Origin of the sequence: Streptomyces sp. 4F14 (assembly GCF_048159485.1) — a bacterium.
GTDB lineage: Bacteria > Actinomycetota > Actinomycetes > Streptomycetales > Streptomycetaceae > Streptomyces.
Window position 1 is genome coordinate 223,166 of sequence record NZ_JBLRVY010000005.1, and the last position, 26,340, is coordinate 249,505.

Here is a 26,340-nt window from a genome sequence, read left to right on the forward strand (position 1 = left end):
CATGTATACTCCCGACCCAGCTCTCCAGGTTCTGGCCGAAATAATGCTCAGCGCAAACGTTGGTGCGATCCATCTTCGGCGTGTCGGAGAGGTTTTGGTGGCCAGGGCGGAAATGGATGATCGGATCCTTTACCCGGGCGCGAAGAGTCAGGTATCGGGCGAATTCCTCGACGAGTTGATGTTCGGTGTAACTGATGTAGAGGAAGCTTATATTCGGGCGTGGCAGGCATGCGAGGAAGGCTCTGCTGAATGGTGCAAGAGTGAGGGGCTGGCGGCATTGGAAATAGCGTTGCAGCGTGCCGCTGAGTATTTCCTTGGTGTTGCGTCACAAGAATAGTTGTACGGGGGCCTTCAGGGGTCTCACTGGTTTCGATTCGGTGGGACCTCTGGTGTGTTGGGCTGTCTGGCGGTAGTGAACCTAGCGGCTCGACCGCAGGCAGCAGCCTGGCTGTCCTCGCCCCCGACAACCTTGCCTCTCCAGAACATGAACAAAGGCAACCGGAACTCCTCGTACGCTATGGGTCCATGCCGCCTCCGGACTGCTCCCGTCAGCGGATACGTGTCGAACACGCGGTGCGTGACGACGAGTTGAACTACTTCAAATCGGTACTGCTGGCTCGTACCCGAGGTCGCGACGACCTCGGGTCTACTGCCGGGAGAGCGTGGCCGGGTCGATCTCGATGGGGAACGGAGTGTCCAGGTGAGTTGTTGCACCTGCGAGGGCCGTCGTCCGCTCCGTGTACCGACCGCCTTCCAGCTCGTAAACCGCGAGCATCGGCGCCGGGTCGAGTTCCAGACGCCAGAAGTGCGGGATTGCGGCCTCCGCGTACAGCATGGGCTTGATCTTGCGGTCCATGGTGCGATTGCCGGGGGAGACGAGTTCGACGACGAGCTGGACCGCGTCGACGTCGACGGTGACGGGGTCGTCGGCGGTCGCGCCCGCGTCGGCTACGACCAGGTCGGGTACGACCAATCCGGACGGCAGGACGACGTTGACGCCTTCCAAGATCTCTACTGGTGCGCCGACGGCCCTGGCAGCCGTGTCGAGAGCGACGTGGAGACGGAACGAGGCCCGCTGGTGGCGGACGCCGGGCGCGGGGGACATCACGAGGGATTCCCCCAGTAGCTCGTAACGGACGGTGCGATCTTCAGGCAGGGCCAGGACGTCGGCGACGGTCCAGGGCCCGGTGTGGTCGATGGCAACGCTCATTCCCTTTCACCTCCTCGTCCGACCGGCAGTCTTGGGTGTGACCCCGACAGGCGGTATACGGCCAGCATACGGACGTCTTCACTTGGCGACACCGGGTTCGTCGGTGCAGGCGAGTTACCGGACGTGCTCCGACTTGACGGCGTTCACGAAGGCCAGCCAGGAGGGGACGGGGAAGACGAAGGCCCCGTGGGTGGGGGCCTTCGAGTCGCGGACCGCGACCTCGCCGGCGGGCAGGGGGAGGTACTCGACGCAGTCGGCATCGGCTCCGTCGCTGTAGCTGCTCTTCGTCCAGCCACCTGCCGGGAGGTCCTTGCGCATCATCGGCTCTCGTCAGCTCCCTCGAAGTCCTTCATCACGCGCCTGATCAAGTCGGCGGTCTGTCGTGACGATAGGGCGGACGCTCGAATCTCGTCAAAGAGCTTCCGGTAGACCTCCACATCGGCGGCGTCCTGCATGTACAGCGCCTTGGCTCTGGTGCTGACCTCCACGACGTCGAGGGTGGTGGCGTCATCGTTGATGATCGTCCGGAAGGCTCCGTGGAGTCCGGCATAGACCGCCTGCTCGAACGGGACGACTTGGATGGTCAGGTAGGACTCGTTGGTCAGCTCAAGCAGATGGCCGAGCTGCTTCCTCATGACAGCGGGGCCGCCCACCGGCCTGCGAATAGCGCCTTCGTCGAGGACGCACACCACCTGTGGCGGCCTCTCTTGCTTGAAGATCTTCTGCCGGGCCATCCGGAGGTCGACGTAGTGCTGCACATCCTCCTGCGTGCGCCAAGGATCAAACCCGTAGATCATGGCGTGCGCGTATTCCGGTATCTGGAGCAGCCCCGTCAGGTGCATGGCGGAGAACGCCTCAATGCGCGTGCACTCGGCTTCCAGCTCCACGATCTCGCGCAGGTTCACGCCGAGGTTGTACTCGGGGAAGTACTGCCGTTGTCCGCTCTCCCGCAACAGCGTGATCAGTTCCGTGCGGACTCGCTCGTCCTTCACCCCATACAGATCGAGCAGCGCCTGAAGCTCCAGCCGGCGAAGGCGAAGCCTGCCGGTCTCGATCTTGGACATCTTGCTCTGCTGGGCGTCGAGTTCGGCGGCGGCCTCCTTCTGGCCGATGCCCGCTGCCTCGCGCAGCCGCTTGAGATCGGCTCCGAGCTTGCGCTGCCTGAGCGTTGGACCTTGCCGACTTGCCACATCCCCTCCTTGATCGGGACCAAGTCTGTCGTACGGCGTGAGCTGGAGGGAGGCTTTCCCTCGTCGTGGCATATGACAGAGTCCCATGAGACTTCACTCGTTGGGACTTATTCCACTAAGTATGTTGCGTGACGGCTTCGAGCTACCCCACTCTGGTGCCGCAGCAGCCCAGCCGCGCTCGGCAGCCTCAACTGCCCTCACCTGGCGTGATCTTGGCTGCCCAATGCCCAACTGGAGGCGGCATGCCGCAACATGTCCAACAGGTGCACCACGAGTTTCGATTGCCCCTGCTTGTCGAGCCGGAGGAACTCCGCTGGGTTCGCCGCGTCGTCGGAACCCACGTTCGAGCGTGGGGACTTGACGCCGTCCTGGACGACGCGCTGGAGGTCGTCACCGAGCTGCTGACCAGCATCCATCGATACGCCGGCGGCCTCGCCCTCCTCGTGCTGCGGGCCTGCGCGCACGAGTTGCGTATCACTGTCAGCGACCGCTCCCGTGTCCTGCCCGTCGTGAAGGAGCCGGACTGGGAGGCGCAGTCCGGCCGGGGCATGCTGCTCGTCGCCGCGTTGACGGACTGGTGGCGGGCGGAGTTGACGGCGACGGGCAAGGACGTGTGCTGCGGGCTGCGTCTCCTGGACGCTGGAAGGGGCCCGGTGTGATCGTCCCGTACATCACGTGCCGTGCGGGCGAGGAACCCGTCAAGAACAAGGCGCTGCACGGAAGTTGGGCACCGGACGGCCGTCCCCGGCTCGGCTACCGAACCGAACTCCCCGAGGACCGCGACCTGCACGACGCCCTCTGGGCCCGCTGCCCGCAGAAACGCGGACCTGACGGCCTCCCCACCGGCGACCCCCGGTGGCGCGACGTCCATCCGGCCCGCCAACGTGAGTGCATGCAACGCCTGTTGTGCCAAATCTGCGCCCAACCGGCCCGCACGGCAAGGGGATTCATCTTCCTCATCGCCCCCGGCGAACTGCGCCCGAACGAAACCACCCTCCTGACCGCCCAACCTCCGGTCTGCCGCAGGCATGCCCGCACCGCCGCCACCCTCTGCCCGTACCTCCACGGCGACCCGACCGTCCTCCTGGTCCCCGCGCCCCGCCTCCACGGCGTGGTCGGCGCCCTCTACGAACACGCCGGCCACCGCGTCCGCCCCGCCCCGGCCGACATCGGCTCCCTCCCGTACGGTCACCCCTGCCTGCGCTGGTATCTCGCGTCGCAGATGGTCCGCAGGCTCCATTCCTTCGAGGTCGTCGGCCTGAAGGGAATCGTCGACAGCCGAGAGAACGACGAGGCGTAAGCCTCTGTCGTACAGTGAAAAACACATTGAGCGAGCCACGAGCATGAGTGTGGAGATCATCAGGAAGACGACTACGCGACGCCCGACCTCACCATCGGCCCCCGCGCGTTCCCCGACGGCGAGGGCTGGCTCCTGGACGTCGATGCTGTCGAACTCGCCGTAGAGGTCATTTCCCCGAACGAGCGCCTCAAGGCAGGCGTCCCTGCCTGTTGCGGATCGACCCGCAGACCGGCACGTGGTCCCTGTTCGGCCGCCCAGGCGAGGGCGAGTACCGGAGCGTCGTCCACGGCAAGTACGACGAGACCGCACCGCTGCCGATCGAAAGCTGGGCCGAGTTGAACAAGCCTTACTGGCAACGGTATTGGTGGCGGCTGTCGTTCCGGGAGGACGGCGGCGCGCAGTGGAGCCCGATGGACTCCGGGCCCCTCGGCCAGGTCCCGAACACCGCACTGGCGACCACGACGCTCGAAGCGTGGGCGGCGGCGCTGCTGGCAGAGGCGCCGGACGAACTCGACGACCTCCGTGGCGAACTACTACTTGAGTGCTACGAGACCCCCACCGCCGACACGCCCCCGGTGTACTCACGCCGGGTACACCTACCGGGGTCGACCCTCCCCCCGTAGACCGACCGCCTGAACATCGGCCGGCCGGAACGCCGCACCGGCACCTTCTCCCCGGCGGAGTGAGGCCCACCCCCGCCACCCCACCCCTTCTGTCCAGCCCTTTCGCAAACCCTCGTACAAACCCTGTTGACGCCGTCGATGTTACCGGTAACATCATCGCCCGTCGGAGGTTTCGAGAGCCGCTCACGATGACGTGGGTCGACCCCTGGAGGCTGTGTGCCCGATCCGCACCTGCAAGGTTCTGCCTGCTCTCCGTCCCGTACCCCCCTCTCCGGAAGGACCCCCATGTCCGCCCTGACCACTACCCCTACATCCTTCGAGCTCAACGGCGAGCCCTTCCGGATCATCTCCGGGGCGCTGCACTACTTCCGTGTGCACCCGGACCAGTGGGCGGACCGCCTGCGCAAGGCGCGGCTGATGGGCCTCAACACCGTTGAGACGTACGTGCCTTGGAACCTGCACCAGCCGGAACCGGGAACGCTGGTGCTGGACGGGCTGCTGGACCTGCCGAGGTTCCTGCGGCTCGCGCAGGCCGAAGGGCTGAAGGTGCTGCTCCGCCCAGGCCCCTACATCTGCGCGGAATGGGACGGCGGCGGCCTCCCGCACTGGCTGATGTCGGACACGGACGTCCGCCTCAGGACCAGCGACCCCAAGTTCACGGCGATCATCGACCGCTACCTCGACCTGCTCCTGCCCCCACTGCTCCCGCACATGGCCGCGTCCGGCGGCCCGGTCATCGCGGTGCAGGTGGAGAACGAGTACGGCGCGTACGGCAACGACACCGCGTACCTCAAGCACCTGATGGAGGCGTTCCGTTCGCGCGGTATCGAGGAACTCCTGTTCACCTGCGACCAGGTGAACTCCGAACACCAGCGGGCCGGCAGCATCCCGGGCGTCCTGTCCACCGGCACGTTCGGCGGAAAGATCGACACGGCACTGGCGACCCTGCGGGAGCACCAGCCCGAAGGCCCCCTGATGTGCGCCGAGTTCTGGATCGGCTGGTTCGACCACTGGGGCGGCCCGCACCACACCCGGGACACGGCGGACGTGGCGGCCGACCTGGACAGGCTCCTCGCGGCGGGCGCCTCGGTGAACATCTACATGTTCCACGGCGGCACCAACTTCGGCCTCACGAACGGCGCGAACCACCACCACACGTACGCCCCCACGGTGACGTCGTACGACTACGACGCACCCCTCACGGAGAACGGCGACCCGGGCCCGAAGTACCACGCGTTCCGCGAGGTGATCGCCAAGTACGCCCCCGTGCCCGAGGAGTTGCCCGCACCGTCGGTGAAACTTCCGCTGACCGAGGTCGAGTTGACCGAGCGGGCGCCGCTGCTGCCGTACCTTTCGGAACTGTCGGGACGGACCGTGCGCACCGAAATGCCCATCACAGCCGACGAGTTGGGGGCGCGGGCCGGGTACGTGCTGTACCGCAGCAGCCTGCCGAAGAACGGCCTCGGGGTGCTGAGCTTCGAGGGCGGAGTCGGGGACCGGGCCCAGGTGTACATCGACGGCGCACCGGTCGGTGTGCTGGAGAACGAGCGCCGCGAGACCAGCCTCCCGGTCCAAGTGCACCGCAGGGGCGCCGTGTTGGAGGTGCTCGTCGAGAACATGGGCCGCGTCAACTACGGGCCGAAGATCGGTACGCCCAAGGGTCTGCTCGGCCCGGTCACGTTCGACGGCATGCCGGTCACCGGCTGGGAGTGCCGGCCGCTGCCGATGGACGCGCCCCTCGGCGCCGCGCTGTACGCCGACGCGGAGACCGAGGCGTGCGCCGAACCCGCCTTCCACCGGGGGACGTTCGAGGTCACCGACCCCGCCGACACCTTCCTCTCCCTGCCGGGGTGGACGAAGGGCCAGGCGTGGATCAACGGCTTCTCGCTCGGCCGGTACTGGAACCGGGGCCCTCAGCAGACCCTCTACGTCCCGGCCCCCGTCCTGCGCCCCGGCGCCAACACGCTGATCGTCCTGGAACTCCAGGCGAACACGACACGTCACGCACGCCTCGTCGACACTCCCGACCTCGGCCCGAAGGGCCAGTGAAGCCCGTGCGGCCCGAAAACCCAGCGAGGCAAGTGAGTTCAGCCATGTACCACCTGCGCATCCCCACCCCGTCCGCCCCACCCCGCACCGGCCACCTCCCCTTCTCCGACGCCCCGGGCGTCCCGGACCCCATCGCGGTCACCGGCCGCTGGCTCACCCGGGGCGGGAAACCCTGGTTCCCGGTCTCCGGCGAGTTCCACTACTCCCGCTACCCGAACGAGAGTTGGGAGGAGGAACTCCTCAAGATGAAGGCGGCTGGAGTCACCGCCGTCGCCTCGTACGTCATCTGGATCCACCACCAACCGACGGAAGCCGCACCCAGGTTCGACGGCGACCTCGACCTCCGCCGCTTCGCCGAACTCTGCGCCCGCCACGGCCTCGACTTCATCCCGCGCATCGGCCCCTGGTCCCACGCGGAGGTACGCAACGGCGGCCTGCCCGACCGGGTCCTGTCCCGCACGGACGCGCCCCGCACGGACGACCCCGTGTATCTCGCCCTCGTGGAACCCTGGTTCGAGGCAATCGCCGAACAACTCACCGGCCTGGACCGGGCGTCGGGCGGCCCGATCGTCGCGATCCAGATCGAGAACGAGCTGTACGACCAGCCGGGCCACCTGCTCACCCTCAAGCGGATGGCCCAACGGGCGGGGATGAGCGCGCCGTTGTGGACGTCCACCGCCTGGGGCGGCGTCCAGCTCCCCGGCGACGAGCTGATGCCGCTGTACGGCGGTTACCCCGAGACCTTCTGGACCGAGGCGGACGGCGGCTGGCCCGACACCTGCCGCAAGCACTTCTTCTTCACGCACCAGCGCGACGACGAAGGCATCGGCGCGGACCTCCGCCCGACCACCGTGCAGGGCGTCGACTCGGCCGTGTACGCCGAGCGATTCCCGTGGGCCACCTGCGAGTTGGGCGGCGGGATGGCCGTCGCCTACCACCGCCGCCCGCGGGTCGACGCCGCCGACATCGGGGCGCTCGGGCTCACGAAGATCGGCTGCGGGTCCGTGTGGCAGGGCTACTACATGTTCCACGGCGGGACCAACCCGGCCCCCGGCCTCCAGGAGTCCCACGCCACCGGCTACCCCAACGACCTCCCCGTCCTGACCTACGACTTCCAGGCGCCGCTGGGGGAGTACGGCCAGTACCGCGCCTCGTACGACGAACTCCGGCTCCAGCACCTGATGTTGGCGGAGTTCGGGGAGCGCCTCGCGCCGATGGAGTCGGTGCTTCCCCTGGCGGTGCCGACCGGTCAGCAGGACATGGAGACACTGCGCTGGGCCGTCCGGACCGACGGGGAGTCCGGGTTCCTCTTCGTCAACAACCATCAACCGCACGGGGAGTTGGCCGAGCATCCCGGCACGACGTTCGTCGTCGGCGGGCTCAGCTTCCCCAGCGAGCCCTTCACAGTTCCCCAAGGCGCGTATTTCTGCTGGCCGTTCAGGATGGAGTTCGGGGAACTGCGCGTCGAGTGGGCCACGGCTCAGCCCGTGTGCACGGTCCGGGACGGAGACCGTACGGTCCTCGTGCTGGCCGCGACCGAGGGGGTGCCGGTCGAAGTCGCGCTCGGCGGGGGCGTCGTGGCGAACGCGCTGCCGGAAGGAGCCGCGGTCGGATCGGCGTTCGAGGACGGGAGCGGCGTACTGATCACCGGCATCCGTCCCGGCACCGCCGCCCGCATCGAGACCGGCACCGGGACCGACCTCCTCGTCCTGGACGCCGCCACCGCCCGCACCGCCTACAAGGGCCACGCGTGGGGCGCCGAGCGGCTGGTCCTCTCCGCCGAGGGCGTCGTCTTCGACCAGCACCGCGCCGAGGTCCGGTTGCACGGCCGTACCCCGGACAGCACGGACACCGTCTCCTTCGCCGTCCTCCCCGCGCCGGAGCGGCTGCCGAAGGGGGAGGGGCTGAGCGAGACCAGGGACGGGGTACTCACGCGGTACACCCTGAGAGGGACCGGGGGCCCGGCTCCCGTACCGGCCGTCGACCTCGTACGCCCCGCGGGTGACCCGCCCCCGCCCGCGACCGGCGTGCTCCAGCGGGCCAGCGCCCCCGCCGACGAGTGGTACGCGCGGTCGGCCGCCGAGTACCGCGTACGCGTCCCCGTGTACGACGGGCCCGGTGTCCTGCGGCTCCACTGGCACGGCGACGTGGCCCGGGCGTACGTGGGGGAGCGGCTCGTCGCCGACCAGTTCTTCTCCGGGCGGCCCTGGGACATCGGTCTGGGGCTGATACCCGAGGGGGAGGAGCTGACGGTACGGGTCCTGGCGTCGGACCCGTCCGCGCGGGTGTACCTGCCGGTGGAGCGGGAGGAGGGCGCGGGGATCCGGGGCGCGGAGATCGTCGCCGCGCGGGTCTGGACGGTGGGCTGAGAGACGGCAGGCTGAGAGACGGCGGGCTGAGGGGCTGCCCCCGTCGCCGGGCGCCCCGGGGGCGGCGTACCCGTGTACTACTTCAGAGCTACCCCGCCAGACCCGTACGGCCCGTAGTACTTCGGAGCTACGGGCCGTACACCCCCTGCAACCCGTAGTACTCCGGAGCCACCCCTCCTCCCGCCCCCGTCCTATCCTGTGAATCCGTCGGCCACCCCAGCGCCGGCGGCCCGAGGCCCCGGAGACGAGCGGGCCGGGGGACGGCCGAGGGAAGAAGCACCCACCATGACGAGAGGCGCTGCCGGGAACCCGGGGACGAAGGGAGGCGGGCGCAGCCGGCGGAACTTCGCCGGGAACCGGCCGGTGATGGAGGACGTCGCGCGGCTCGCCGGGGTCAGCAAGCAGACCGTGTCACGGGTGCTGAACGAGAACCCGGCGGTCAGGGCGGAGACCCGCGAGGCGGTGCGCGCGGCGATGCGGACCCTCGGCTACCGGCCCAGCCGCAGCGCCCGCTCGCTCGCCAGCGGCCGCACCCGCATGCTCGGCGTGATCTCCTTCGACGCCGCCCGCTACGGCCCCGCCTCCACCCTCACCGCCGTCAACACCGCGGCGCAGGAAGCCGGTTACCTCGTCAGCTCGATCGCCCTCGACACCGCCGACCCGGACACCGTCGTCGAGGCGGTCGAGCGGCTCTCGGCCGAGGGCGCGGACGGCATCATCGCGATCGCCCCCCAGCTGTGGATGGCCGCCGCCCTCGCGGAGGCCCACCTCGACCTGCCGCTCGTCATGATGGACAACGACCTCGGCGACGGCACCCCCATGATCACCGCCGACGCGCACACCGGCGCCCGCAAGGCCACCGAGTACCTCCTCGCCCTCGGCCACCCCACCGTCCACCACGTCGCCGGCCCCACCGGATGGACCTCCGCGAGCCGCCGCGCGGAGAGCTGGGAAGCCACCCTGAAGGCGGCCGGCGCCCCCGTCCCCGAACCCCTGGTCGGCGACTGGAGCGCGGACTCCGGATACGACCTCGGCCGCCAGCTCGCCAAGAACCCCGAGGTCACGGCCGTCTTCGCGTCCAACGACCAGATGGCGCTCGGCATCCTGCGCGCCCTGCACGAGGCGGGCCGCCGCGTCCCCGAGGACGTCAGCATCGTGGGGTACGACGACGTCCCCGAGGCCGCGCACTACCTCCCGCCGCTCACCACGATCCGTACGGACTTCCAGGAGATCGGCACCCGCTCCCTGCACGCGCTCCTGCACCGCATCGAGACGGGCCCCACTCCAGAGGGACCCCCGTCCGTAGTACCGGTCGACCTGATCGTCCGGGAGAGCACGGCACCGTACCGGGCGTGAGGAGGGAGGAGAGCACGGTTCGGGCGCCTAGTACTCGCGGGTTAACCGGGTACGACCCGTAGCTCCCGAAAGGCCCCTAGACTCCTTACGGCCGTTGATCCGTACTCCGCACCGGAAGGCACCGACATGCGCCGCACCGCGATCAGCACGACCGTCCTCGCTCTCACCTTCCTCGCCGTCCCCGCGACCGCGCAGGCCCAGACCCAGTACACCGGCACGAACGCGCCGATCAAGGTCACCCTGACCGTGCAGGGCCCAGACGGCCTGCTGTTCAAGGGCAAGGTCAGGACGAAGGGCCACGACGTCACCCCCGCCACGGGCGGCACCCACACCTGCGACGGCACGAACGCGGGCGCCAACCCCTCCCCGGTGCCCACCCCGACGGCGGCGCTGGACGACGCGGCCCGCGTCAACGGCTTCACCTGGGACGGCACTTGGTACGCCTCGTTCGACGACTACCTCGTGGAGTCCGTCAAGGGCGTCAAGAGCGACGCCACCGCCTACTGGAACATCTCGGTCAACGGCACCTCGATCCCTGTCGGCGGCTGCCAGTTCAAGCTGAACGCCAAGGACACGGTGGCGTTCACCTGGACCACTCTCTGAACTCCCGTACGGGGAACGACTCGGGAAGCTACGGGGAACGTCTCCCGGGACCATCGGTGACAGGACGAACGCCGATGACACAGGGGGACAGTGATGCGTACGAGCACTCCGCGCAGCAAGCCGGCCGTCCGCGCGGACGACAGGGGGCCGGGCTTCGCCGCCTCGATCGTCCTCGCCGACGACAGGGGCCCCGGCAACGTGCGGTACTGACCACTCCGGTCGGGGACCGCACGGACCGGTAGCACAGAGGGGGCGGGCTGTCACCGGATGACGGCCCGCCTTCGTCGTACCCGGCCGCCTCACATCTCCTGGCCCGCCTCCGACACCCCCATCGCGTCGAACAACTCCCGTGCCGCAGCCCGGTGTTCGCTCGCCGCCTCCTGGTCGCCCGTCATCGCCAGCACCTCGCCCAGCCCCGCCGAGGCCCGCGCCACCTCGATCCGGTACCCCAGCGCCGAAGCGAGCCGATGCGCCCGCCGGTGCAGCGCCGCCGCCCGCTCGGGCTCCCCCTGGAGCCGCCGCACCACCCCCACCACGTTGGCAACAGCGGCCCGCCGCAAGGACGTTCCCCGCACCGACACCAACTCCAGGGCCCGGTCGCCGAATACACGTGCCTCCCGCTCCCGCCCCCGCCGCTGGCACAGCAACGCCCAATGCGCGTGCACCAGTGCGACGTTGCCCGGCTGGAGGCTCTCGTCGCACAGTTCGAGGGCCTGCGCGAGGTACACCCGCCCCCGCTCGTCCTCCGCGAGCCCGAGATGGGCCAGCGCCAGCCAGGTCAACGAGGTGATCTCGTTGCCCCGTTCACCGAGCCGCCGGTTCAACTCCGTGGCCCGCGCGGCGAGTTCGGCGGCCTCCGCGTACCGCCCGCTCCAGGTCAGCACGGAACTCAGGTTGGCCAGCGCCTCCGCCTCCATCCGTGCGGAGCCCAACTCCCGGTGCAGCGCGATCCCCTGCTCCAGATAGGCGCGGGCCCGCTCGAAGTTGCCGAGCGCGCTGTGCAGCAGCCCGAGCACGTCGAGACAGAACGCCTCCGTCGCCCGGTCCCCGGACTCCAGCCCAAGTGCCTCTCCGGCGGCCTCGATCCCGTCCTGGAACGCCCCGAGCCACCAGTGCGCGATCCCCAGATTCCCGAGGCTCACCCGCAGCAGCAACGCGTCCCCGAGCACCCGCGCCGACGCCACCGCGACCCGCGCGGCGGCCCTGAACTCCTCATGCCGGCCAAGAAGGTTGAGGCAGAACATGAGATTCCGGCCGAGGACGACGCTCTCGCGGTGCAGCCCCGAGGGACCCGCTTGCTCCACCACCGCCCGCAGCGCGTCGTGTTCCCGCCGGAACCACGCCAACGCCTGCTCGCCATCACCGAACTCCGGTACGTCCCAGGCCCGTTGACCCGTACCCACCTCGTACCGCGTCCGCCCCGGGAACAGCGCGTCGCAGGCCGCCTCGGTCGCGTCGACGTAGTACGACACCAGCCGCCGTACGGCCCCGGCCCTGTCGTCCGCGTCGCCGCGCAGCCCCAACGCGTAGGTGCGCACCAGGTCGTGGAAGCAGTAGAGCCCCATCTCGGGCTGGTCCAGGAGGTGGATGTCGAGGAGGTGCTCCAAGGTGTCCTCGGCCGTCCGGACGTCGCCGTCGAGCAGCGCGGCGACGGAGTGCACGTCGAGCGTGGTCCCCGGATGCAGGGCGAGCAGCCGGAACGCGGCCCGCCGGGGCTCCTCCATCGCCTGGTACGACAGCCTCAGCGTGGCCTCCACACTCCGCTCGCCAGCGCTGAGTTCGGAGAGCCGGCGCGTCTCGTCGGCGAGCCGGTCGACGAGGTACTGGAGGGTCCAGCGGGGCCGGTTGCGCAGCCGGGCGGCGGTGATCCGCAGCGCCAGCGGCAACCCCCCGCACAGCTTGACCAGTTGCTCGGCGGCCGCGGGTTCGGCGGCGATCCGGTCCGGGCCGAGCGTGCGTGCCAGGAGGGCGGCACTGTCGGCGGGGGAGAGGAGTTCGAGGGAGAGCCACTCGGCGCCGTCCAGGTCGAGCATCCGCATCCGGCTCGTGAGCAGCACCAGGCACCCTTCGGACGCGGGCAGCAGCGGGCGGATCTGCGCGGCGTCCACCGCGTTGTCCAGGACCAGCAACAGCCGTCGCCGGGTGGAGAGTTGCTGCCACAGAGCGAGCCGGCGCTCGATCCCCTCGGGCATCCGGTCGTCCGGCACACCCAGGCTGCGCAGCAGCGAGTCGACGACCGGGCCGGCCTCCTGTGGCTTCTCGCCGGGGCTGAACCCCCGCAGGTCCACGAAGAGTTGGCCGTCCGGGTACTCCTCGGCGAGCCGGTGCGCGGTGTGCACGGCCAGCGCGGTCTTGCCGCTGCCGCCCATGCCGTCCACGCCGACGATCCGGGCCGCTCCCCGGCCCGGCGTCCGGCCGGCGGCGACGATCCGCTCCAACTCGCCCTGCCTGCCGGTGAAGTCGGGCAGGTCGTAGGGCAACGTCCGGGGCGGATCGGCGGGTTCGGCCTTCGGAGCCGCACGATCCGGAACCGCACGATCCGGAACCGCACGATCCGGGACCTCACGATCCGGTACGGCACGATCAGGGCCTGTGCCTTCCGGTGCCGGGGCGAACGCCGTCACACCTGGAGCCGCCTCTGAAGCCGCCTCTATAGCCGGTCCCGAAGCCGGTCCCGATGTCGCCCCTGCTGCCGCCCCTGGTGTCACACCGACCCGCACTCCCCGGACCACGGGGGAGCGCGGAGCCACCTCGGGACTGTCCCGCAGGATCGCCTCGTACAGCCGCGTCAGCTCGGCCCCCGGATCGATTCCCAGCTCCTCGACGAGGAGTTCACGCACCCGGGCGAACTCCTCCAGCGCCTCGGCCTGCCGTCCCGACCGGTACAGGGCCAGCATCAACTGGCCGCGCAGCGCCTCCCGCAGCGGATGCGAGGAGATCAACTCGCGTAGAGGGCCCACGAGTTCGCCCGCCTCGCCGAGTTCCAGGCGCAGTCCGTGGTACTGCTCGGCGATCGCCATGTGCCGCTCCTCCAGGGCGGCGGAGGCCGCGGAGAGCAGCGGCCCGCCCGCCCCCGCGAGCACCGGCCCGCGCCACAGCTCGACGGCCGCCCGCAACTCCCCGACCGCCTCGTGGAGTTGCCCGGCGGCCGACGCCTCGCGGGCCCGGCGGGAGCGGCGGTTGAACTCGTGGAGGTCCAGTTGGCCGTCGGCGAGGACGGCCCGGTAGCCGGTGCCGTCGGTGACGATCAGGTCCGCGCCGCCCGGGATCCGGGTGCGTAGCGCCGCAACCGCCTTGCGGACCTGGTGAGATGCGGTCTGCGGTGGTTCGTCGTCCCAGGCGGCGGCCACCAGCCGGGGGACCGGGACCATCCGGTCCGGTTCGAGCAGCAGGGTGACGAGTACGCGTTCCTGGGTGGGACCGCCGAGTTTCAGCCTTCGGGCGTCGTGCCAACCCTCAAGCGAACCAAGGATGTTGAAGCGGACGTTCTCCGGTTTCCCATACGCCACGTACCCTCTCCCAGCCCCCGTGTTCCGCTCCGCGTCCGAGCGGAGAGGAACGGATTCATCTCGGTCTCGCACCGGTGTCTCGTGCGATTGTCGGGCAGGGGGAGGTGGGTGTGGTTCAACTGGGCGGATACTTTGGGAGGTTCGGGCGCGCGTCGGCCGGCGGCCGGGGCGCCGGCCGGACGACCCCCGGCGCGATCAGGGAGTTTCGGCCAACCGGAAGCCGATCGCGTAGATGGGCTTGTCGTACCACCCGTGCCGCCGGGTGCACCGCGTGAGATCCCCGTACCGGGTGAAACTCCCGCCCCGCGCCACCCGGTACGACCCGCGCGTCAGCAACAGGTCGTCCGGCTCCGCCACACCGCCGGGATAGCCCGCGTAGTCGTCCGCGACGAACTCCTCGACGTTCCCGGCGAGATCGTCGATCCCGAACGGACTGCGCCCCGCCGGATAGATCCCCACCGGCGTCGTCCGCAGCGGCCCCGCCTCCACGGTGTTGGCGCACTCCGCCCGGAACCCCTCGCCCCACGGATACTCCCGCCCGTCCCCGCCGGACGCCGCGTACTCCCACTCGGCCTCCGACGGCAGCCTGAACCGCCGCCCGGTACGCCGTGACAGCCACGCCGCGTACGCGTCCCCGGCCTCGGCGGGCACCCCCCACACGGGGTGGTTGGCCAACTCCCGGGGAAACACCCCGAACTGCCAGGAACTCGGCAGCCAGGTCACCCGTGTCTCCGCCAGGAACACCTGGTACTCGGCGTTCGTCACCGGATAGCGGCCGATCCTGAACTCCGCGATGTCGACGTCGTGTTCGGGCGCCTCCTTCGCGATCCACTCCTCCAGCACGCCCACATGCGACCACCGCCGGGCCACCCCGGCGACCTTCTCCTCCGCGAGCCCGATGGTCACCTTCGCGGCCGGCACGTCCACCAACTCCGGCTCGAACACCCGGATCCGGGGGTCACCGAGGAGCGCGAGCAGCGTCCCGGCGGCATACCGGCGGGCGTACGGCTCCGCCGCGGACCCCGCGACGACGGCGAGTGCCTGGGGTGAGGCCGCCAGCAGCTCGCCGTCGAACTCCGGCTCGGGGCCGCGCCGTACGAAGGACTCCGGGAGCCCCATCGCGGCGCGGTCCCCGACCTCGTTGGGGTTCACGCCTCGGTCCCCGGGACTTCGTACACCTGCCCGTCGTACGAACCGGCAAGGAAGACAGCCGAGTTGGCGTCCCACGTGAGGGACGAGATGCCCGACGTCGTGGGGCGGCGGACGGCCGACCACGAGGCCGAGGTCGTGTCGAGGACCGCGACCAGGCCGTTGTACGAACCCGTCGCCACGTACCGTCCGTCCGGCGAGGCCGTCACGCACTTGATGGAGTGGTCGTGCGGTGTGGCGTGCGCGGTCGCCGTGGAGCCGTCCCACAGGCGCAGCACCAAGTCCCGGCTGACGCTGGCGAATCGGCCACCGGGCAGCGCGGCGCAGCCGTTGGCGATCCGGTCGTGGGCGGCGTCCGCCCGCGCGATCTCGGAGAAGTCGGCGGTGGCGAACCAGGACGCGGCGGCGTCGGCGCACACGGAGAAGATCCGCCCGTCGGAGACGGCGATGCCCTTGACCGCGCCGGTGTGCAGCGGCAGCGTCGCCTCGTGCTTCACGGCGCCGTCCGGCCGTACCGAGAACACCAGGCCCTCGCCGGTGTACGCCCCGAGGACCACGTGCGGTACGCCGTCGCGCTCGAAGGCCGCGCCGCAGTTGAGCGGGGAGCGGTGCTGGTGGAGGACCTCACCCGTCAACGCGTCGAAGACGGTGCCCATTTGGCCGCCGCTGAACACCCGGCCGGCGACCGGTGTGAGGAAGTTGCACAGGCTGCCGGTCTCGGCGACCGGCACTCCGTCCCGGCGCAGGATGCCCGCGTCCCCGATGGTGAGCCGGGCCCCCTCGTGCACCGCGACCGCGTTCACGCCGTGCGTGGGCTCGACGTGGTCGAGGTCCCAACTCCCGCTGCCGATGTGGTGGATGGCGTACGACGACCCGAACGTCGCGAAGACCAGGGTGTCTTCGTCGAGGAAGGCGCAGGAACGCGGCCACACGTCCGCCGGGAACGTGGACGCGGCGACCGGCCGCAGCCCGTCCGTCACGTCCCACACCCGCATCGTCCGGTCGTAACTCAGGCTCACCATACGGCCGTGCGCGGCGTCCAGGACCAGCCGCTTGATGCCGGCCTCGTGCGCGTGGTGCGTGACCGTGCCCTCGGCGCGCAGCTCGACGATCTCGCCCTCGTCGTTGCCCGCGAACACCGTGCCGTCCGGCGTCACCGCGAGCGTGTCCGTCTCGACCTCGCCGAGGTCCGTGTCGGAGACCAGCCCGCCCGTCTCGATCGACCAGCGCTTGATCGTGCCGTCGTCGCTCGACGACACCAACTCGTCGCTGCCGTACGCCCATTCGACCGAGATGACGTCCGCCGTGTGCCCGGCGAACGTGTGCAGGAGCGCGCCCGAGAAGTCGTACACGCGCACCCGGTGGTCCCGCGACGCCGTCGCGATCAGCGGCTTGGCCGGGTGGAACGCCGACATCTCGACGTCGTCCTCCTGCTCGGCCAGGACCGCGAGCAGCTTCAGGTCCGGCACCGACCACAGGCGGGCCGTGTAGTCGCTGGAGGAGGAGACCAGGTGCTTGCCGTCGGGGCTGAACGACACCTGGTTGGCGAGGTGGTCATGGACCGCGCGGGCCACCGCCCGCCGGGTCGCCACGTCCCACAGGACGAGCTGGTTGTCGTAACCGGCGGTCGCCACGAACCTGCCGTCGTGGGCCGCGATTCCGCTGATCGGGCCGTGGTGGCGGATCACAGGACAGACACCTCCAGGGAGTTGGGGTTCGGTACGGGCAGGGTGTGGCCGGCGTGCCGGGCCTTCGCGTCGAGGTAGCGGCCGTTCTCGCCGGTCAAGTAGACGCCGGTGGGCACCCGTTCGACGACCTCGATGCCCAGCGCCGTCAACTGCTCGGCCTTGTCGGGGTTGTTGGAGAGCAGCCGGATCCGCGTCAGGCCCAGGGCGCGCAGCATCTCGGCCGCCGCCGTGTAGTCGCGCTCGTCCTCGCCCCGGCCGAGCAGCCGGTTCGCCTCGAAGGTGTCGCTGCCGCGGTCCTGGAGGACGTACGCGTCCAGCTTGTTGTACAGGCCGATCCCGCGCCCCTCCTGGCGCAGGTACAGCACCGCTCCGCCGTCCCGGGCGACGAGGTGGAGCGACTCCTCCAGCTGCGGGCCGCAGTCGCAGCGCGCCGAGCCGAAGACGTCGCCGGTCAGGCACTCGCTGTGCAGCCGGACCAGAGGGACCGTACGGCGCGGCGCCGGGACGACCACGGCCACGTGCTCCTGGTGGTCGGCGAGTTCGGTGAAGGTCACCAACTCGGCAGTCGTGCCTGCCCTGTTGAGGGTGACGGGGACCCGGGCACGGACGCCCGGCGAGATGTCGGTGGCGGAACTGTCGCCGGAGCCCTTGTTGTTGCCGTCGCTCATGCCGGGACGGCCTCCTCTCGGGACGAGGTGTGCGGGGAAGGCGCCCACTGCCGCCAGGTCCGCCACAGCCAGAGCAGACCGGCGAGCTGTACGACGCCGAAGGAGAGGAACACGGCGGAGGAGCCGAGGAGTTGAGCCAGCGCAGGCACCACGAGCGGGCCCGCGAGGATCGGCAGCCCCAGGACCAGGTCGACGATCCCGCCGACCCGGCCCAGCGCGTCCGCCGGCACGAACTTGAACACCATCAGGTCGCTCGCCACGCTCAACGCTGCCTGGAAACCGAACATCACGACCATCGCCGCGACGAACACGTGCACCGACCCGGACGCCATCAGCAGCAGCGCCGCGCCCATGCCGACCGTGCCGACCAGCGTGATCGCCCGGAACGGGAACGTCTTGCGCTCGGACACGAGGATCGTCCCGAGCACCCCGGCGATCCGCACCCCGACCAGCACCAGGCCCACCGCGCGCGGCGACAGGTCCCAGTCGTGCTGGAGCCGGAACAGCGACAGCGTCATGGTGCCGGTGGTGCCGACCAGCAGCATGGGGACGAAGACGAGGATCGCGTGCAGCAGGACGGGCGCCCGCCGCATGACCTGCACGCCGTCCAACAGGCCCTTGACGAGGCCGTGTTGCTCCTTGGCGGGACTCACCCGGGGCGGGTGCACGCCGATCAGCCACACCACGATCGGCGCGAGGAACGTCAGGACGTTGAACCAGAGCAGCCCCTTGTACCCGACGACCAGCAGCGCGGCGCTGACCAGCAGCGGACCCACCACGTTGGTCACCGTGTACAGGCTGCCGAGGCTGGCCCGTGAACGCACCGGATTCTCCGGGAACATGTGCGCGACGCCGGTCATCCAGCCCATCCGGTACCCGGCGCCGCCGATCTGCACCAGCGCCCCGAACACGAACAGCGGCCAGACGGGGGCGTGTTCGGCAAGTCCCGTCAGATTCAGGGCGATTGCCGCGGCGGCCTGCACGAGCAGGCCCGGCACCACCAACACCCGTGCCCCGTAACGGTCCACGACCGCACCGAGCACCGGCGCGAGCAGCAGCGTCGCCGGCGTCAGCACCGCCAGCAGCGACATGATCGCGAGGGAGCCGGTGCGCTCGTACACGAACAGGGGAAGGGCGACGGTGTAGACGGCCTCGCCGATGTTGTTGACGACGTTTCCGGTCGCGAAGATCTGGAACCGCCGGTCCCGCCAGGGGGAGGGCTTCGCCTCGTCGAGATCGGGAGCGGGCAACGGGCCCGGTGCCTGGGGGAGTTCGGGGTCGGAGGCGTTCACGGGTCCGCCGGTCCTGGTCACGTCCTCACCCCTTCCCGCATCGCTCTTGCTCACGGCCTCGCCTCCTGTGGGTGCGGTTCGCTCACGGCATCGTCTTCTGCCGGGGCACGATCAGGTCGCGTACGCGGGTCAGCGGGGCCTTGCGGTCCTCGGTGGCCGTCAGGAAGACCCGGATCCAGCCGCCGCGGCCGCCGGCCAGCAGCACCTGCTGTCCGTCGTCCCCGAACGGCACCGCCGCGAGCGCCTTCGCGAAGTCCGGCAGGTCCTCCACCAGGGCCACGATCTCCGTCGACTCCCGGTCGTACACGGAGAGTTGGGCGCCGTACGACACCGCGTACACCATGTCGCCCTGGAACGCGCCGTTCTCGACGGTGTTGTCCAGCAACTCCGTCCAGCGGTGCGTCACTTCACCCGTCAGCAGCGAGAGGCGCTTCACGCCGTTCTCGCCGGTGATGATCAGGTGGTCGGCGTCCTCGGCCCACATCCGCTTGGGGTACTCCTCGGTGGCGAACTCCCGCAGCACCGCGTCCCCTTCGGCCGCGTACACCGACACGAGGCCGGTGCTGGAGGCGATCACCCGCTCGCCGGTCGGCAGATAGCAGCCCGCCCACGCGGAGGCCCGGCCGATGTCGATGCGGGCGATCAAGTCGCCGGTGTTCGCGTCGAGTTCGTCGACCCCGTCGTTGTGGCAGGCCAGCAGGCGGGTGTGGTCCGGCGAGCCCGACACGGTGTGCGCGAGCGCGGCGACCCGGTGGCGCCAGAGCTGGGTGCCGTCCTGGTCGTTGCGGAACACCCACTGGTCGCGGGTGACGCCGGCGTACCCGCCGGGGAGCGGGACGACGCGGCGGGTGAAGCCCATGCCGTGCACGTGGTGCGCGCGGGTCGCGAGGTAGGGCTCGCCCAGGTTGTCGGCGAGGACCGACAGCACGGCGACCCCGTCGTCCGTCGCGGCGTACAACTCGTCCGAGTCCAGGGCCGGTTGGATGTCCCACACGCACTGGCGGCGGAAGGGCGCGCGGGCCAGCGTCGTCGTGCCGTCCGCAGTGAGGCGGCGCAGGTCGCCGTCCTGGGTCAGCGTGTAGATCGAGCCGTCGTCGTGCACCGCGAAGTCCGTGAGCTGGTGCGCGAATCCGGTGACCGTCGAGCCGACCTTCAGCTCCGGCGTGCTGTTGTCCAGCAGGTGCAGGACGCCGTCGAAGCCGCCGACGTACACCGTGCGGTGGTCCGGCGAGAACGCCAGGAACTCCACATCGTCGCGGGCCAGCAGGAGTTGACCGGTGACGTTGCCCTGCGCGTCCAGCGTCAGCACGCCGTTCGCGATGTTGTCGTTCTCGTCGACGCCGTCGTCCTGCGTCGCCCAGAAGCGGTCGTGCAGCGGGTCGTACAGGATGCGGTGGATGTTCCCGCCGTCCGCCTGGACGACGGTCGGGAAGTCCAGGGTCTCCAGGTCGCCGAGGAACACGCGCCCGGCCTTGTCGGAGGCGGCGTCGACGCTCGGGTGGTCCTGGCAGAACCACTCCAGCGGCACATGGCCCGCGAAGTTCGGCTCGATGCGCTCGACCGCGAACGTCTCCAGGTCCAGCACCGCCATCTGCCGGTACCCGTTGTTCATGTACACCTTGCCCTTGTGCACGGTGATGCCCCGGCTCATCACCGGCGACGGCTCCTCGCCGTCCAGCAACTCCCCACGATTGGCGGTCCGGTCGGCATCGAGCACGTCGGTGAGCTCCAACGTGTCAAGTCGCCACCGCAGCAAGGTCCCCCGCTTGTCCCGGCCCACCACCCAGCCGTCGGCGGCGGTCACCGTGTACACGGGCGCGTGGCCCGCCACGACACTGCCCGTCGGCGCCGGCGAGGAACGCAGGATGCGCAGATCGTCGTCCAACAGGTGGATACGGCCCGTGACATCGGCGGCCAGCAGCCCGGCTCCCGGTACGTGCACGATCCGTACGACGCGGTCGGTCAACTCCATTTCAGGCTCCTTCAGGCTGTTTCTGGGAGGTTCTCGGGGTGCTGAGACTTCTCGGGGTGCTGCGTGCCGTCGGCGCCGTACGTCAACGGCCCACGCCCGGCGCCGAGTTGGACACGGCACCGAGCCGGACTCGGATACACCGGTGGCGGGCACCGCGCGAAGCGCCGTGCCCGCCACGGAGAAGGGGCCTCGCCTTACGCGGCGACGGCCTTGCGGGAGCTGACGCCCCGGCGAACGGGCTTGCGGATCATGGCAGTACCTCCTTCTCGGATGTCGAAGGGACGAGGAACGACGCTCAGGCCGCGGACTTGCGGGAGCTCACACCACGGCGAACCGGCTTGCGGATCATGGCAGTACCTCCTTCCCTGACCTCGAAGAGACGAGGAACGGCACTCAGGCCGCGGACTTGCGGGAGCTGACGCCCCGGCGAACCGGCTTGCGGATCATGGCAGTACCTCCTCCCACCACTCGTTCTCACCGCCGTCACCCGGCGACACCCAAAAGATGCCGCCCGCCCTTCCCGAACGGGTCCCGATGCGTTCCCCGCCGGGGTGACGCCGGATACCTGCGAACGGGCGTAGCCCTCCCGTACGGGTACGACGACCTGAGGGCTACGACCTGGGTACGACAGCCCCCGGTATGACAGCCCCGGGTATGACAGCCCGCCGTACGAGGATCCCCGGTACGACAACGAGGCGGCCCCCGCCCACCCGCGGAGCCGCCCCGGCCTCACCCCACCCCGATCAGCCCGCCAACTCCCGCACGGTCCCCGCGAGTTCGAGCACCTCGCCCACCGACTCCGCCCCCAGCACCATCCGTCTCCACCCGGACACCGCGACCGCCACCGCGAACCGCCCCGCCCGCACCGGCCCCACGTCCCGCCCGGCCAGCACCTCGAACGCGTCCCGCACCACATCCCGCCCCGCCGCCACCCGCACCAGCTCCGCCACCACCTCCTCCGCGACGACGGTCCGGCACCCGACCGTGACCGGCCCCCGCGGCGAGAGAACGACGAACGTGTGCGCCGGCCCGTACCGATACCCGGCGAGATCGAGCAACGAGACCACCGCGGACCGCAACGTCGCCGCGACACCCCCACCGACCGGCGCCGGGAACATCGGCCCGTACGGCGTCTCGACACTGATCCCGACCACGTGATGCATCCCGTGCACACTCAACGTGTCGACCCGGAACCGCTCCCCGCCCCCCGAACCCTCCGCCCGGGCAAGCCCGTTGACGCCGGCCACCCCCCGCACCGCCTCCACGTCCCCCAACAACCGCACCGCAGCAGCCGGGTTGACGCACAACCCGGCCCCCTCGGCCACCCCGACCGCCTCCGCCAACGCGCCCTCGTCCCGGAAGTCGACGACCATCAACCGCTCGGAGAGATCCCCGAGTTGCCCACCCGAAGGGCAACCCCCCGCATCGCACAACGACCACACCCGGAACCCCGCCGCGTCGGCCGCCCGCACGACCTTCACGGACGGTCCGACGAGCAGGATCCGGGGCTGCCGGGACGGTTCACTCATGACGACGACTCTCAGGAAGGGAAGGGGGACGCACAACGACGGCAAAAGCCGGGCCCGGACGCCGACTTGCCGTCCGTGCCCGGCCGCAGACCGGTGAGGGGATCGAGCGATGAGGTACGTCAGACCGCGAGCGGAGCCGCACCGTGCCCGGCCGCCTCCAACGCGGCCCGCACCAGGCTCTCCAGCTCGGCCAGCACCCCGGGGTCCTCGAACTCCCCCTCGACGGTGAGCAGTTCTTCGGCATGGGCGACGGCCACCGGCGGATGCTCCACGACGAGCGCCCCCGCATGCCCGAGCACCTCGACCAGCCCCGCCTGGGCGTCGACGGCCCCCCGAGGTCCCGGCGAAGCACTGACGACCGCCACGACCCGCTCGTCGAGGCAGCTCTCCCCATAAGGCCGCGACAACCAGTCCACAGCGTTCTTCAACACCCCGGAAGCGGCCCCGTTGTAGGACGGCGTACTCATCAACACCACATCCGCGGCCGCTACTTGCTCCCGCATCCGCACCACCGCCTCGGACCCGTCCACAGCATCCAAGTCCTCGTCATAGAACGGCAGTTCTCCCGGCCGCACCACCACGACCCCTACCCCGCCAAACCGCTCCACCACCATCCGCCGCACCGTCGCCACCACAGCCGAGTTGTACGACCCACCCCGAACACTCCCCGACATAAGCACAATCTCGGTCACTTCACCCTCCCTCTCAGCCCGAACGATTCCCCCGCACCCTAGAAACCCCCGATTCCGATCCGTTCCCGATCCGGTACCACCAGCCTTGCCGTGTCTCGGCCGTGCCTCCCCGGCCAGTGGTTGCCGGATGCACCTGCCGCGTCGCCTCGCGATCCATCAGCGCTCGACCACCCCATGCGTCCCGTCCGGTTCGTGCCCTACGCAGAGGCCGTCGACATGTCGACCCTCGCTCTATGGGGGCTTTCGAGAAGACGCCGAGTCGGTTCGGCAGCGCGCGGTCGCGTTGCCCGTACTGCGGTTTGCCGCAGGATCGGGTGCCGACGCTCGAATACGACTGGGTGATGCTGGAACCGGACATGGCTCCACTTGCCCACACGGTCCCGGCGGAGCACCGGTGGATCGAGCTGTCCGACGGGCGGGTGACGGTCTACGGGGTCTGCCCACCGGACCCGTCCCAGCGCTGCCGCATCGAACATCGCCTGGCCTGCCCGGCACAGTCGCTGCCGGACCTATGGCCATGGCTGACCGCCCTAAGAGGGGAGAACGCACGCCAGACGGAACGAAACGAACCGGAGCCGCCTCCCCCCACCGAGCAGTGGCCGGACGCCGGCTGACGACCCCTCAAAAATCCCGGACCCGGCCCAGGCCAGTACCCACCAGCCCACAGACCCCACCCCTGGGCCGCTACACATACACGAAGACCCCGGCCTCAGCGTCTCCGCTGGTGACGGGGTCTTCATCAGGCACCTCATACAAGGTGCCCCCGGCAGGATTCGAACCTGCGCACACGGCTCCGGAGGCCGTTGCTCTATCCCCTGAGCTACGGGGGCTTCATCGGCGAGGTGTTGCTCGCGGCGACGGACAGAACACTACCAGCTCGGGTGGGGTGATCCCGAACGGGTTTGGGGCGGGGGCCGCACGTAGGGGGCGGAAGTGGGGAAAAGCCGGACGCGGTGGCCGGTGCGGACCTACTCTCAAGGGGTGCCAGGCGCGTCGGGGCGGGTGCTTGTTGTGGACGACAACAAGGTCATCCGGCAGCTGATCAGGGTCAATCTCGAACTGGAGGGTTTCGAGGTCGTGACCGCGTGCGACGGTGCCGAGTGTCTGGAAGTCGTGCACGAGGTACGGCCGGACGCCGTCACCCTCGACGTCGTCATGCCCCGACTGGACGGCCTGCGCACCGCCGCACAGCTCCGCGCGGACCCCCGTACCCGTGATCTCCCGCTGGCGATCGTCAGCGCGTGCACTCCGGACGAGGTCGACGCCGGCCTCGACGCCGGGGTCGACGTGTTCCTGCCGAAGCCGTTCGAGCCCGCCGCGCTCGTCGACGTCGTACGCAAACTCGTCCGGCAGGGACAGGGGAGGGAGTACGACGACTCCGGGGCACCCCCTGTCCCCAGCGGCCCCAGCGGCCCCAGCGGCCCCAGCGCCCCCGGCGCTCCCGGCGCCCCCGCCGAGCTGACCGGGCCCCGCCCACCGACCGACCCCGGCGAACCGGACGACTACGGCACCCCCGGCAACGGGACGGCCCCCGGCACCCCGTCCCCTCCCGGCACCCCCTCCACCCCGTCCCTTCCCGGCACCCCCTCCACCCCGCCCCCTCCCGGCACCCCCTCCACCCCAGCTACCCCACCCACCCCCAACACCCCACAGACCCCCCTCACCGCCCCACCCACCCCCGACGATCCGAGCGAGCCCGCCACCCCCCACCACGGCGACGAAAAACGCCCCGCACAAAGCGGAAGCTGACCCCCACCTCCGGAACGCACCCGGCGAAGAAGGCAGAGCGCCCCCGAACCACCCCACCCCCACGGAAACCACCCACGCACCCCCTGAACGACCCCGGCACCGAAAACCCCACCCCCCCAACCCCCCACCCCTGTCCACATCCCGGAACCTGGCCAAACCGACTCGCCTCCCCACCCCCCTCCTCCCCTACGCTTGCCCCGTGACCCCCACAGAGCTCTCCCACACCGTCCTGCGTGCCGTCCGGCACGCAGTCGACGCCGGTGAGCTGCGGGTCGAGGTCCCCGCCCGGGCATCCGTGACACCCCCGGGCCCCGGCGGCCGCGGCGACTACGCGACGCCGATCGCCCTGAAGCTGGCCCGCCCGGCCGGCCACCCCCCGCTGAAGGTCGCGGAGATCCTCCGTACGCACCTGTCGGCGGCGGAGGGCATCGGGGAGGTAGTGGTCACACCCCCCGGCTTCCTGAACATCACCCTCCAGGAACCCCCCCGGACCCTGATCACGGAGATCCTGACCAGGGGCCCCCGGTACGGCCACACGGACACCCCCACCACCCCCCGCACGCACCTCCACGCCCCGAACGAACTCCGCGCGCTGGTCACGATGGACACGCTCGCCCGAGTCCTCCGCTCCCAGGGCACCCCGGTCCACACGTCCTGCGACACCCGCCCCACCCCGGAGTGGACCTCGCCCCTGGACATCGAGATCGACGCGTACGGCCCCCCAGAGGCACCCGGCACTGCGGAGGCACCCGGCCCCCCAGAGGCACCCGGCCCCGCGGAGACACCCGGCGCCCCCCACCTCGTACGCATCACCCCCGTCCCCGCAACACCCCCCCACCTCCCCCTCGGCAAGGACGCCACCCGCTGGGCCCTCCTCCACCCGGCACCGCACGACCACCCCCACCTCACCCCCTCCCACCTGGTCCAACGCGAGACGAACCCCCTCTTCCGGGTCCGTTACGCGTACGCCCGCACCCGCGCCCTGACCCGCAACGCGGCGGCGCTGGGCTTCACGTCGCAGGAGCCGCCCGCACCGCCGACCGCACCGGAACCCGGCGTGCAGGCGCACATCGCGCACACCTGCGGCACTCCCGCCCGCACCTCCCCCCTCCCCCCCCTCCACCTCCTCCTCGCCGACCACCCCCGCGTCCTCACCACCACAGCCACCCACCACACCCCCCACCGCCTCACCCACCACCTCGTGGCGATCGCGGACACCCTCCTCCCCCTCCTCCCCGGCGTCCTCCCGAAGGGCGAGGAGAAACCCGAGGCCGCCCACCGCACCCGGCTCGCGCTCGCCGAAGCCGCCGGGGCGGTGCTGGCCGGTGGCCTGTCCCTGCTCGGCATCGACGCTCCAGAGCATCTGTAGAACGCACCGATAGAAAGCGCCCT

The 26,340-nt window shown here is 70.4% G+C and carries 21 protein-coding genes, 1 tRNA gene and 1 pseudogene; 11 read left to right on the top strand and 12 right to left on the bottom strand.

The annotated features are described in order from the left end of the window. The first annotated feature begins 1 nt into the window (after position 1). Entirely contained in the window at positions 2-337 is a 336-nt protein-coding gene (locus ACLZOT_RS10395; RefSeq protein WP_416968496.1) for a hypothetical protein, read from the top strand. A 309-nt stretch (positions 338-646) separates the two neighbouring features. Here ACLZOT_RS10395 and ACLZOT_RS10400 read toward each other — a convergent pair whose 3' ends face one another. The 3 genes from ACLZOT_RS10400 to ACLZOT_RS10410 form a co-directional block, all read right to left on the bottom strand. Beyond that, positions 647-1,210 (bottom strand): Uma2 family endonuclease, encoded by a 564-nt coding sequence (locus tag ACLZOT_RS10400; protein ID WP_416968497.1) that lies wholly within the window; start codon positions 1,208-1,210, stop codon positions 647-649. A 114-nt stretch (positions 1,211-1,324) separates the two neighbouring features. After that, positions 1,325-1,531: a DUF397 domain-containing protein gene (locus ACLZOT_RS10405; protein ID WP_416968498.1), complete on the bottom strand. Its 207-nt coding sequence runs from the start codon at positions 1,529-1,531 to the stop codon at positions 1,325-1,327. After that, on the bottom strand, positions 1,528-2,400 hold the full coding sequence (locus ACLZOT_RS10410; protein WP_416968499.1) for a helix-turn-helix domain-containing protein: 873 nt from the start codon (positions 2,398-2,400) through the stop codon (positions 1,528-1,530). The genes ACLZOT_RS10405 and ACLZOT_RS10410 overlap by 4 nt, the downstream gene beginning before the upstream one ends. 281 nt (positions 2,401-2,681) lie before the next feature. Here ACLZOT_RS10410 and ACLZOT_RS10415 point away from each other — a divergent pair, with 281 nt between their 5' ends. From ACLZOT_RS10415 to ACLZOT_RS10445, 7 genes are all read left to right on the top strand, one after another. After that, positions 2,682-3,059, top strand: a complete 378-nt coding sequence (locus ACLZOT_RS10415; RefSeq protein ID WP_416968500.1) for an ATP-binding protein — start codon at positions 2,682-2,684, stop codon at positions 3,057-3,059. Continuing rightward, positions 3,056-3,700: a hypothetical protein gene (locus ACLZOT_RS10420; RefSeq protein WP_416968501.1), complete on the top strand. Its 645-nt coding sequence runs from the start codon at positions 3,056-3,058 to the stop codon at positions 3,698-3,700. The genes ACLZOT_RS10415 and ACLZOT_RS10420 overlap by 4 nt, the downstream gene beginning before the upstream one ends. Positions 3,701-3,909: 209 nt before the next feature. Next, on the top strand, positions 3,910-4,323 hold the full coding sequence (locus ACLZOT_RS10425; protein ID WP_416968502.1) for a hypothetical protein: 414 nt from the start codon (positions 3,910-3,912) through the stop codon (positions 4,321-4,323). A gap of 285 nt (positions 4,324-4,608) precedes the next feature. Continuing rightward, the gene (locus ACLZOT_RS10430) at positions 4,609-6,372 is read left to right on the top strand and encodes a beta-galactosidase (protein WP_416968503.1); all 1,764 of its coding nucleotides are present in this window, start codon (positions 4,609-4,611) and stop codon (positions 6,370-6,372) included. Positions 6,373-6,416: 44 nt separating this feature from the next. Further along, positions 6,417-8,741: a beta-galactosidase gene (locus ACLZOT_RS10435; RefSeq protein ID WP_416968504.1), complete on the top strand. Its 2,325-nt coding sequence runs from the start codon at positions 6,417-6,419 to the stop codon at positions 8,739-8,741. A gap of 285 nt (positions 8,742-9,026) precedes the next feature. Continuing rightward, positions 9,027-10,097: a LacI family DNA-binding transcriptional regulator gene (locus ACLZOT_RS10440; RefSeq protein WP_416968505.1), complete on the top strand. Its 1,071-nt coding sequence runs from the start codon at positions 9,027-9,029 to the stop codon at positions 10,095-10,097. 126 nt (positions 10,098-10,223) lie between these two features. Further along, positions 10,224-10,700: a DUF4430 domain-containing protein gene (locus tag ACLZOT_RS10445; RefSeq protein WP_416968506.1), complete on the top strand. Its 477-nt coding sequence runs from the start codon at positions 10,224-10,226 to the stop codon at positions 10,698-10,700. A 299-nt stretch (positions 10,701-10,999) separates the two neighbouring features. Here the strand turns inward: ACLZOT_RS10445 and ACLZOT_RS10450 are convergent, their stop codons facing one another. The 8 genes from ACLZOT_RS10450 to ACLZOT_RS10485 form a co-directional block, all read right to left on the bottom strand. Next, entirely contained in the window at positions 11,000-14,209 is a 3,210-nt protein-coding gene (locus ACLZOT_RS10450) for an AfsR/SARP family transcriptional regulator (RefSeq protein WP_416968507.1), read from the bottom strand. Positions 14,210-14,404: 195 nt separating this feature from the next. Further along, positions 14,405-15,361: a formylglycine-generating enzyme family protein gene (locus ACLZOT_RS10455; RefSeq protein ID WP_416968508.1), complete on the bottom strand. Its 957-nt coding sequence runs from the start codon at positions 15,359-15,361 to the stop codon at positions 14,405-14,407. Beyond that, positions 15,358-17,046 carry a WD40 repeat domain-containing protein gene (locus tag ACLZOT_RS10460; protein ID WP_416968509.1) on the bottom strand — a complete coding sequence of 563 codons (1,689 nt, stop codon included), beginning with the start codon at positions 17,044-17,046 and terminating at the stop codon, positions 15,358-15,360. The genes ACLZOT_RS10455 and ACLZOT_RS10460 overlap by 4 nt, the downstream gene beginning before the upstream one ends. Continuing rightward, positions 17,043-17,714, bottom strand: a complete 672-nt coding sequence (locus ACLZOT_RS10465) for a GTP cyclohydrolase II (RefSeq protein WP_416968510.1) — start codon at positions 17,712-17,714, stop codon at positions 17,043-17,045. The genes ACLZOT_RS10460 and ACLZOT_RS10465 overlap by 4 nt, the downstream gene beginning before the upstream one ends. Beyond that, positions 17,711-19,060: an MFS transporter gene (locus tag ACLZOT_RS10470; RefSeq protein WP_416968511.1), complete on the bottom strand. Its 1,350-nt coding sequence runs from the start codon at positions 19,058-19,060 to the stop codon at positions 17,711-17,713. Before ACLZOT_RS10470 ends, ACLZOT_RS10465 begins: the two co-directional genes overlap by 4 nt. A 28-nt stretch (positions 19,061-19,088) precedes the next feature. Continuing rightward, on the bottom strand, positions 19,089-20,978 hold the full coding sequence (locus ACLZOT_RS10475) for a WD40 repeat domain-containing protein (RefSeq protein ID WP_416968512.1): 1,890 nt from the start codon (positions 20,976-20,978) through the stop codon (positions 19,089-19,091). Between the two features lie 743 nt (positions 20,979-21,721). After that, on the bottom strand, positions 21,722-22,507 hold the full coding sequence (locus tag ACLZOT_RS10480; protein WP_416968513.1) for a hypothetical protein: 786 nt from the start codon (positions 22,505-22,507) through the stop codon (positions 21,722-21,724). A gap of 119 nt (positions 22,508-22,626) precedes the next feature. Next, positions 22,627-23,181: an NADPH-dependent FMN reductase gene (locus ACLZOT_RS10485; protein WP_416968514.1), complete on the bottom strand. Its 555-nt coding sequence runs from the start codon at positions 23,179-23,181 to the stop codon at positions 22,627-22,629. 251 nt (positions 23,182-23,432) lie between these two features. On the opposite strand from ACLZOT_RS10485, the gene ACLZOT_RS10490 reads away from it, so the two are divergent. Further along, entirely contained in the window at positions 23,433-23,813 is a 381-nt protein-coding gene (locus ACLZOT_RS10490; RefSeq protein WP_416968515.1) for a DUF6083 domain-containing protein, read from the top strand. A 144-nt stretch (positions 23,814-23,957) separates the two neighbouring features. Here ACLZOT_RS10490 and ACLZOT_RS10495 read toward each other — a convergent pair. Further along, positions 23,958-24,029 (bottom strand) — tRNA-Arg (locus tag ACLZOT_RS10495). Between the two features lie 151 nt (positions 24,030-24,180). On the opposite strand from ACLZOT_RS10495, the pseudogene ACLZOT_RS10500 reads away from it, so the two are divergent. Both ACLZOT_RS10500 and nrtL read left to right on the top strand, forming a co-directional pair. Next, positions 24,181-24,547: pseudogene (locus ACLZOT_RS10500) on the top strand (response regulator); the annotation flags it as partial. A 600-nt stretch (positions 24,548-25,147) separates the two neighbouring features. Beyond that, on the top strand, positions 25,148-26,317 hold the full coding sequence (gene nrtL, locus ACLZOT_RS10505; RefSeq protein WP_416968516.1) for an ArgS-related anticodon-binding protein NrtL: 1,170 nt from the start codon (positions 25,148-25,150) through the stop codon (positions 26,315-26,317). Positions 26,318-26,340: the final 23 nt, after the last annotated feature.

Coding starts and splice junctions, on each gene's coding strand:
- ACLZOT_RS10395 (WP_416968496.1), top strand. CDS start 2: ATGTATACTCCCGACCCAGCTCTCCAGGTTCTGGCCGAAATAATGCTC.
- ACLZOT_RS10400 (WP_416968497.1), bottom strand. CDS start 1,210: ATGAGCGTTGCCATCGACCACACCGGGCCCTGGACCGTCGCCGACGTC.
- ACLZOT_RS10405 (WP_416968498.1), bottom strand. CDS start 1,531: ATGATGCGCAAGGACCTCCCGGCAGGTGGCTGGACGAAGAGCAGCTAC.
- ACLZOT_RS10430 (WP_416968503.1), top strand. CDS start 4,609: ATGTCCGCCCTGACCACTACCCCTACATCCTTCGAGCTCAACGGCGAG.
- ACLZOT_RS10435 (WP_416968504.1), top strand. CDS start 6,417: ATGTACCACCTGCGCATCCCCACCCCGTCCGCCCCACCCCGCACCGGC.
- ACLZOT_RS10440 (WP_416968505.1), top strand. CDS start 9,027: ATGACGAGAGGCGCTGCCGGGAACCCGGGGACGAAGGGAGGCGGGCGC.
- ACLZOT_RS10445 (WP_416968506.1), top strand. CDS start 10,224: ATGCGCCGCACCGCGATCAGCACGACCGTCCTCGCTCTCACCTTCCTC.
- ACLZOT_RS10465 (WP_416968510.1), bottom strand. CDS start 17,714: ATGAGCGACGGCAACAACAAGGGCTCCGGCGACAGTTCCGCCACCGAC.
- ACLZOT_RS10475 (WP_416968512.1), bottom strand. CDS start 20,978: ATGGAGTTGACCGACCGCGTCGTACGGATCGTGCACGTACCGGGAGCC.
- ACLZOT_RS10480 (WP_416968513.1), bottom strand. CDS start 22,507: ATGAGTGAACCGTCCCGGCAGCCCCGGATCCTGCTCGTCGGACCGTCC.
- ACLZOT_RS10485 (WP_416968514.1), bottom strand. CDS start 23,181: ATGTCGGGGAGTGTTCGGGGTGGGTCGTACAACTCGGCTGTGGTGGCG.
- ACLZOT_RS10490 (WP_416968515.1), top strand. CDS start 23,433: ATGGGGGCTTTCGAGAAGACGCCGAGTCGGTTCGGCAGCGCGCGGTCG.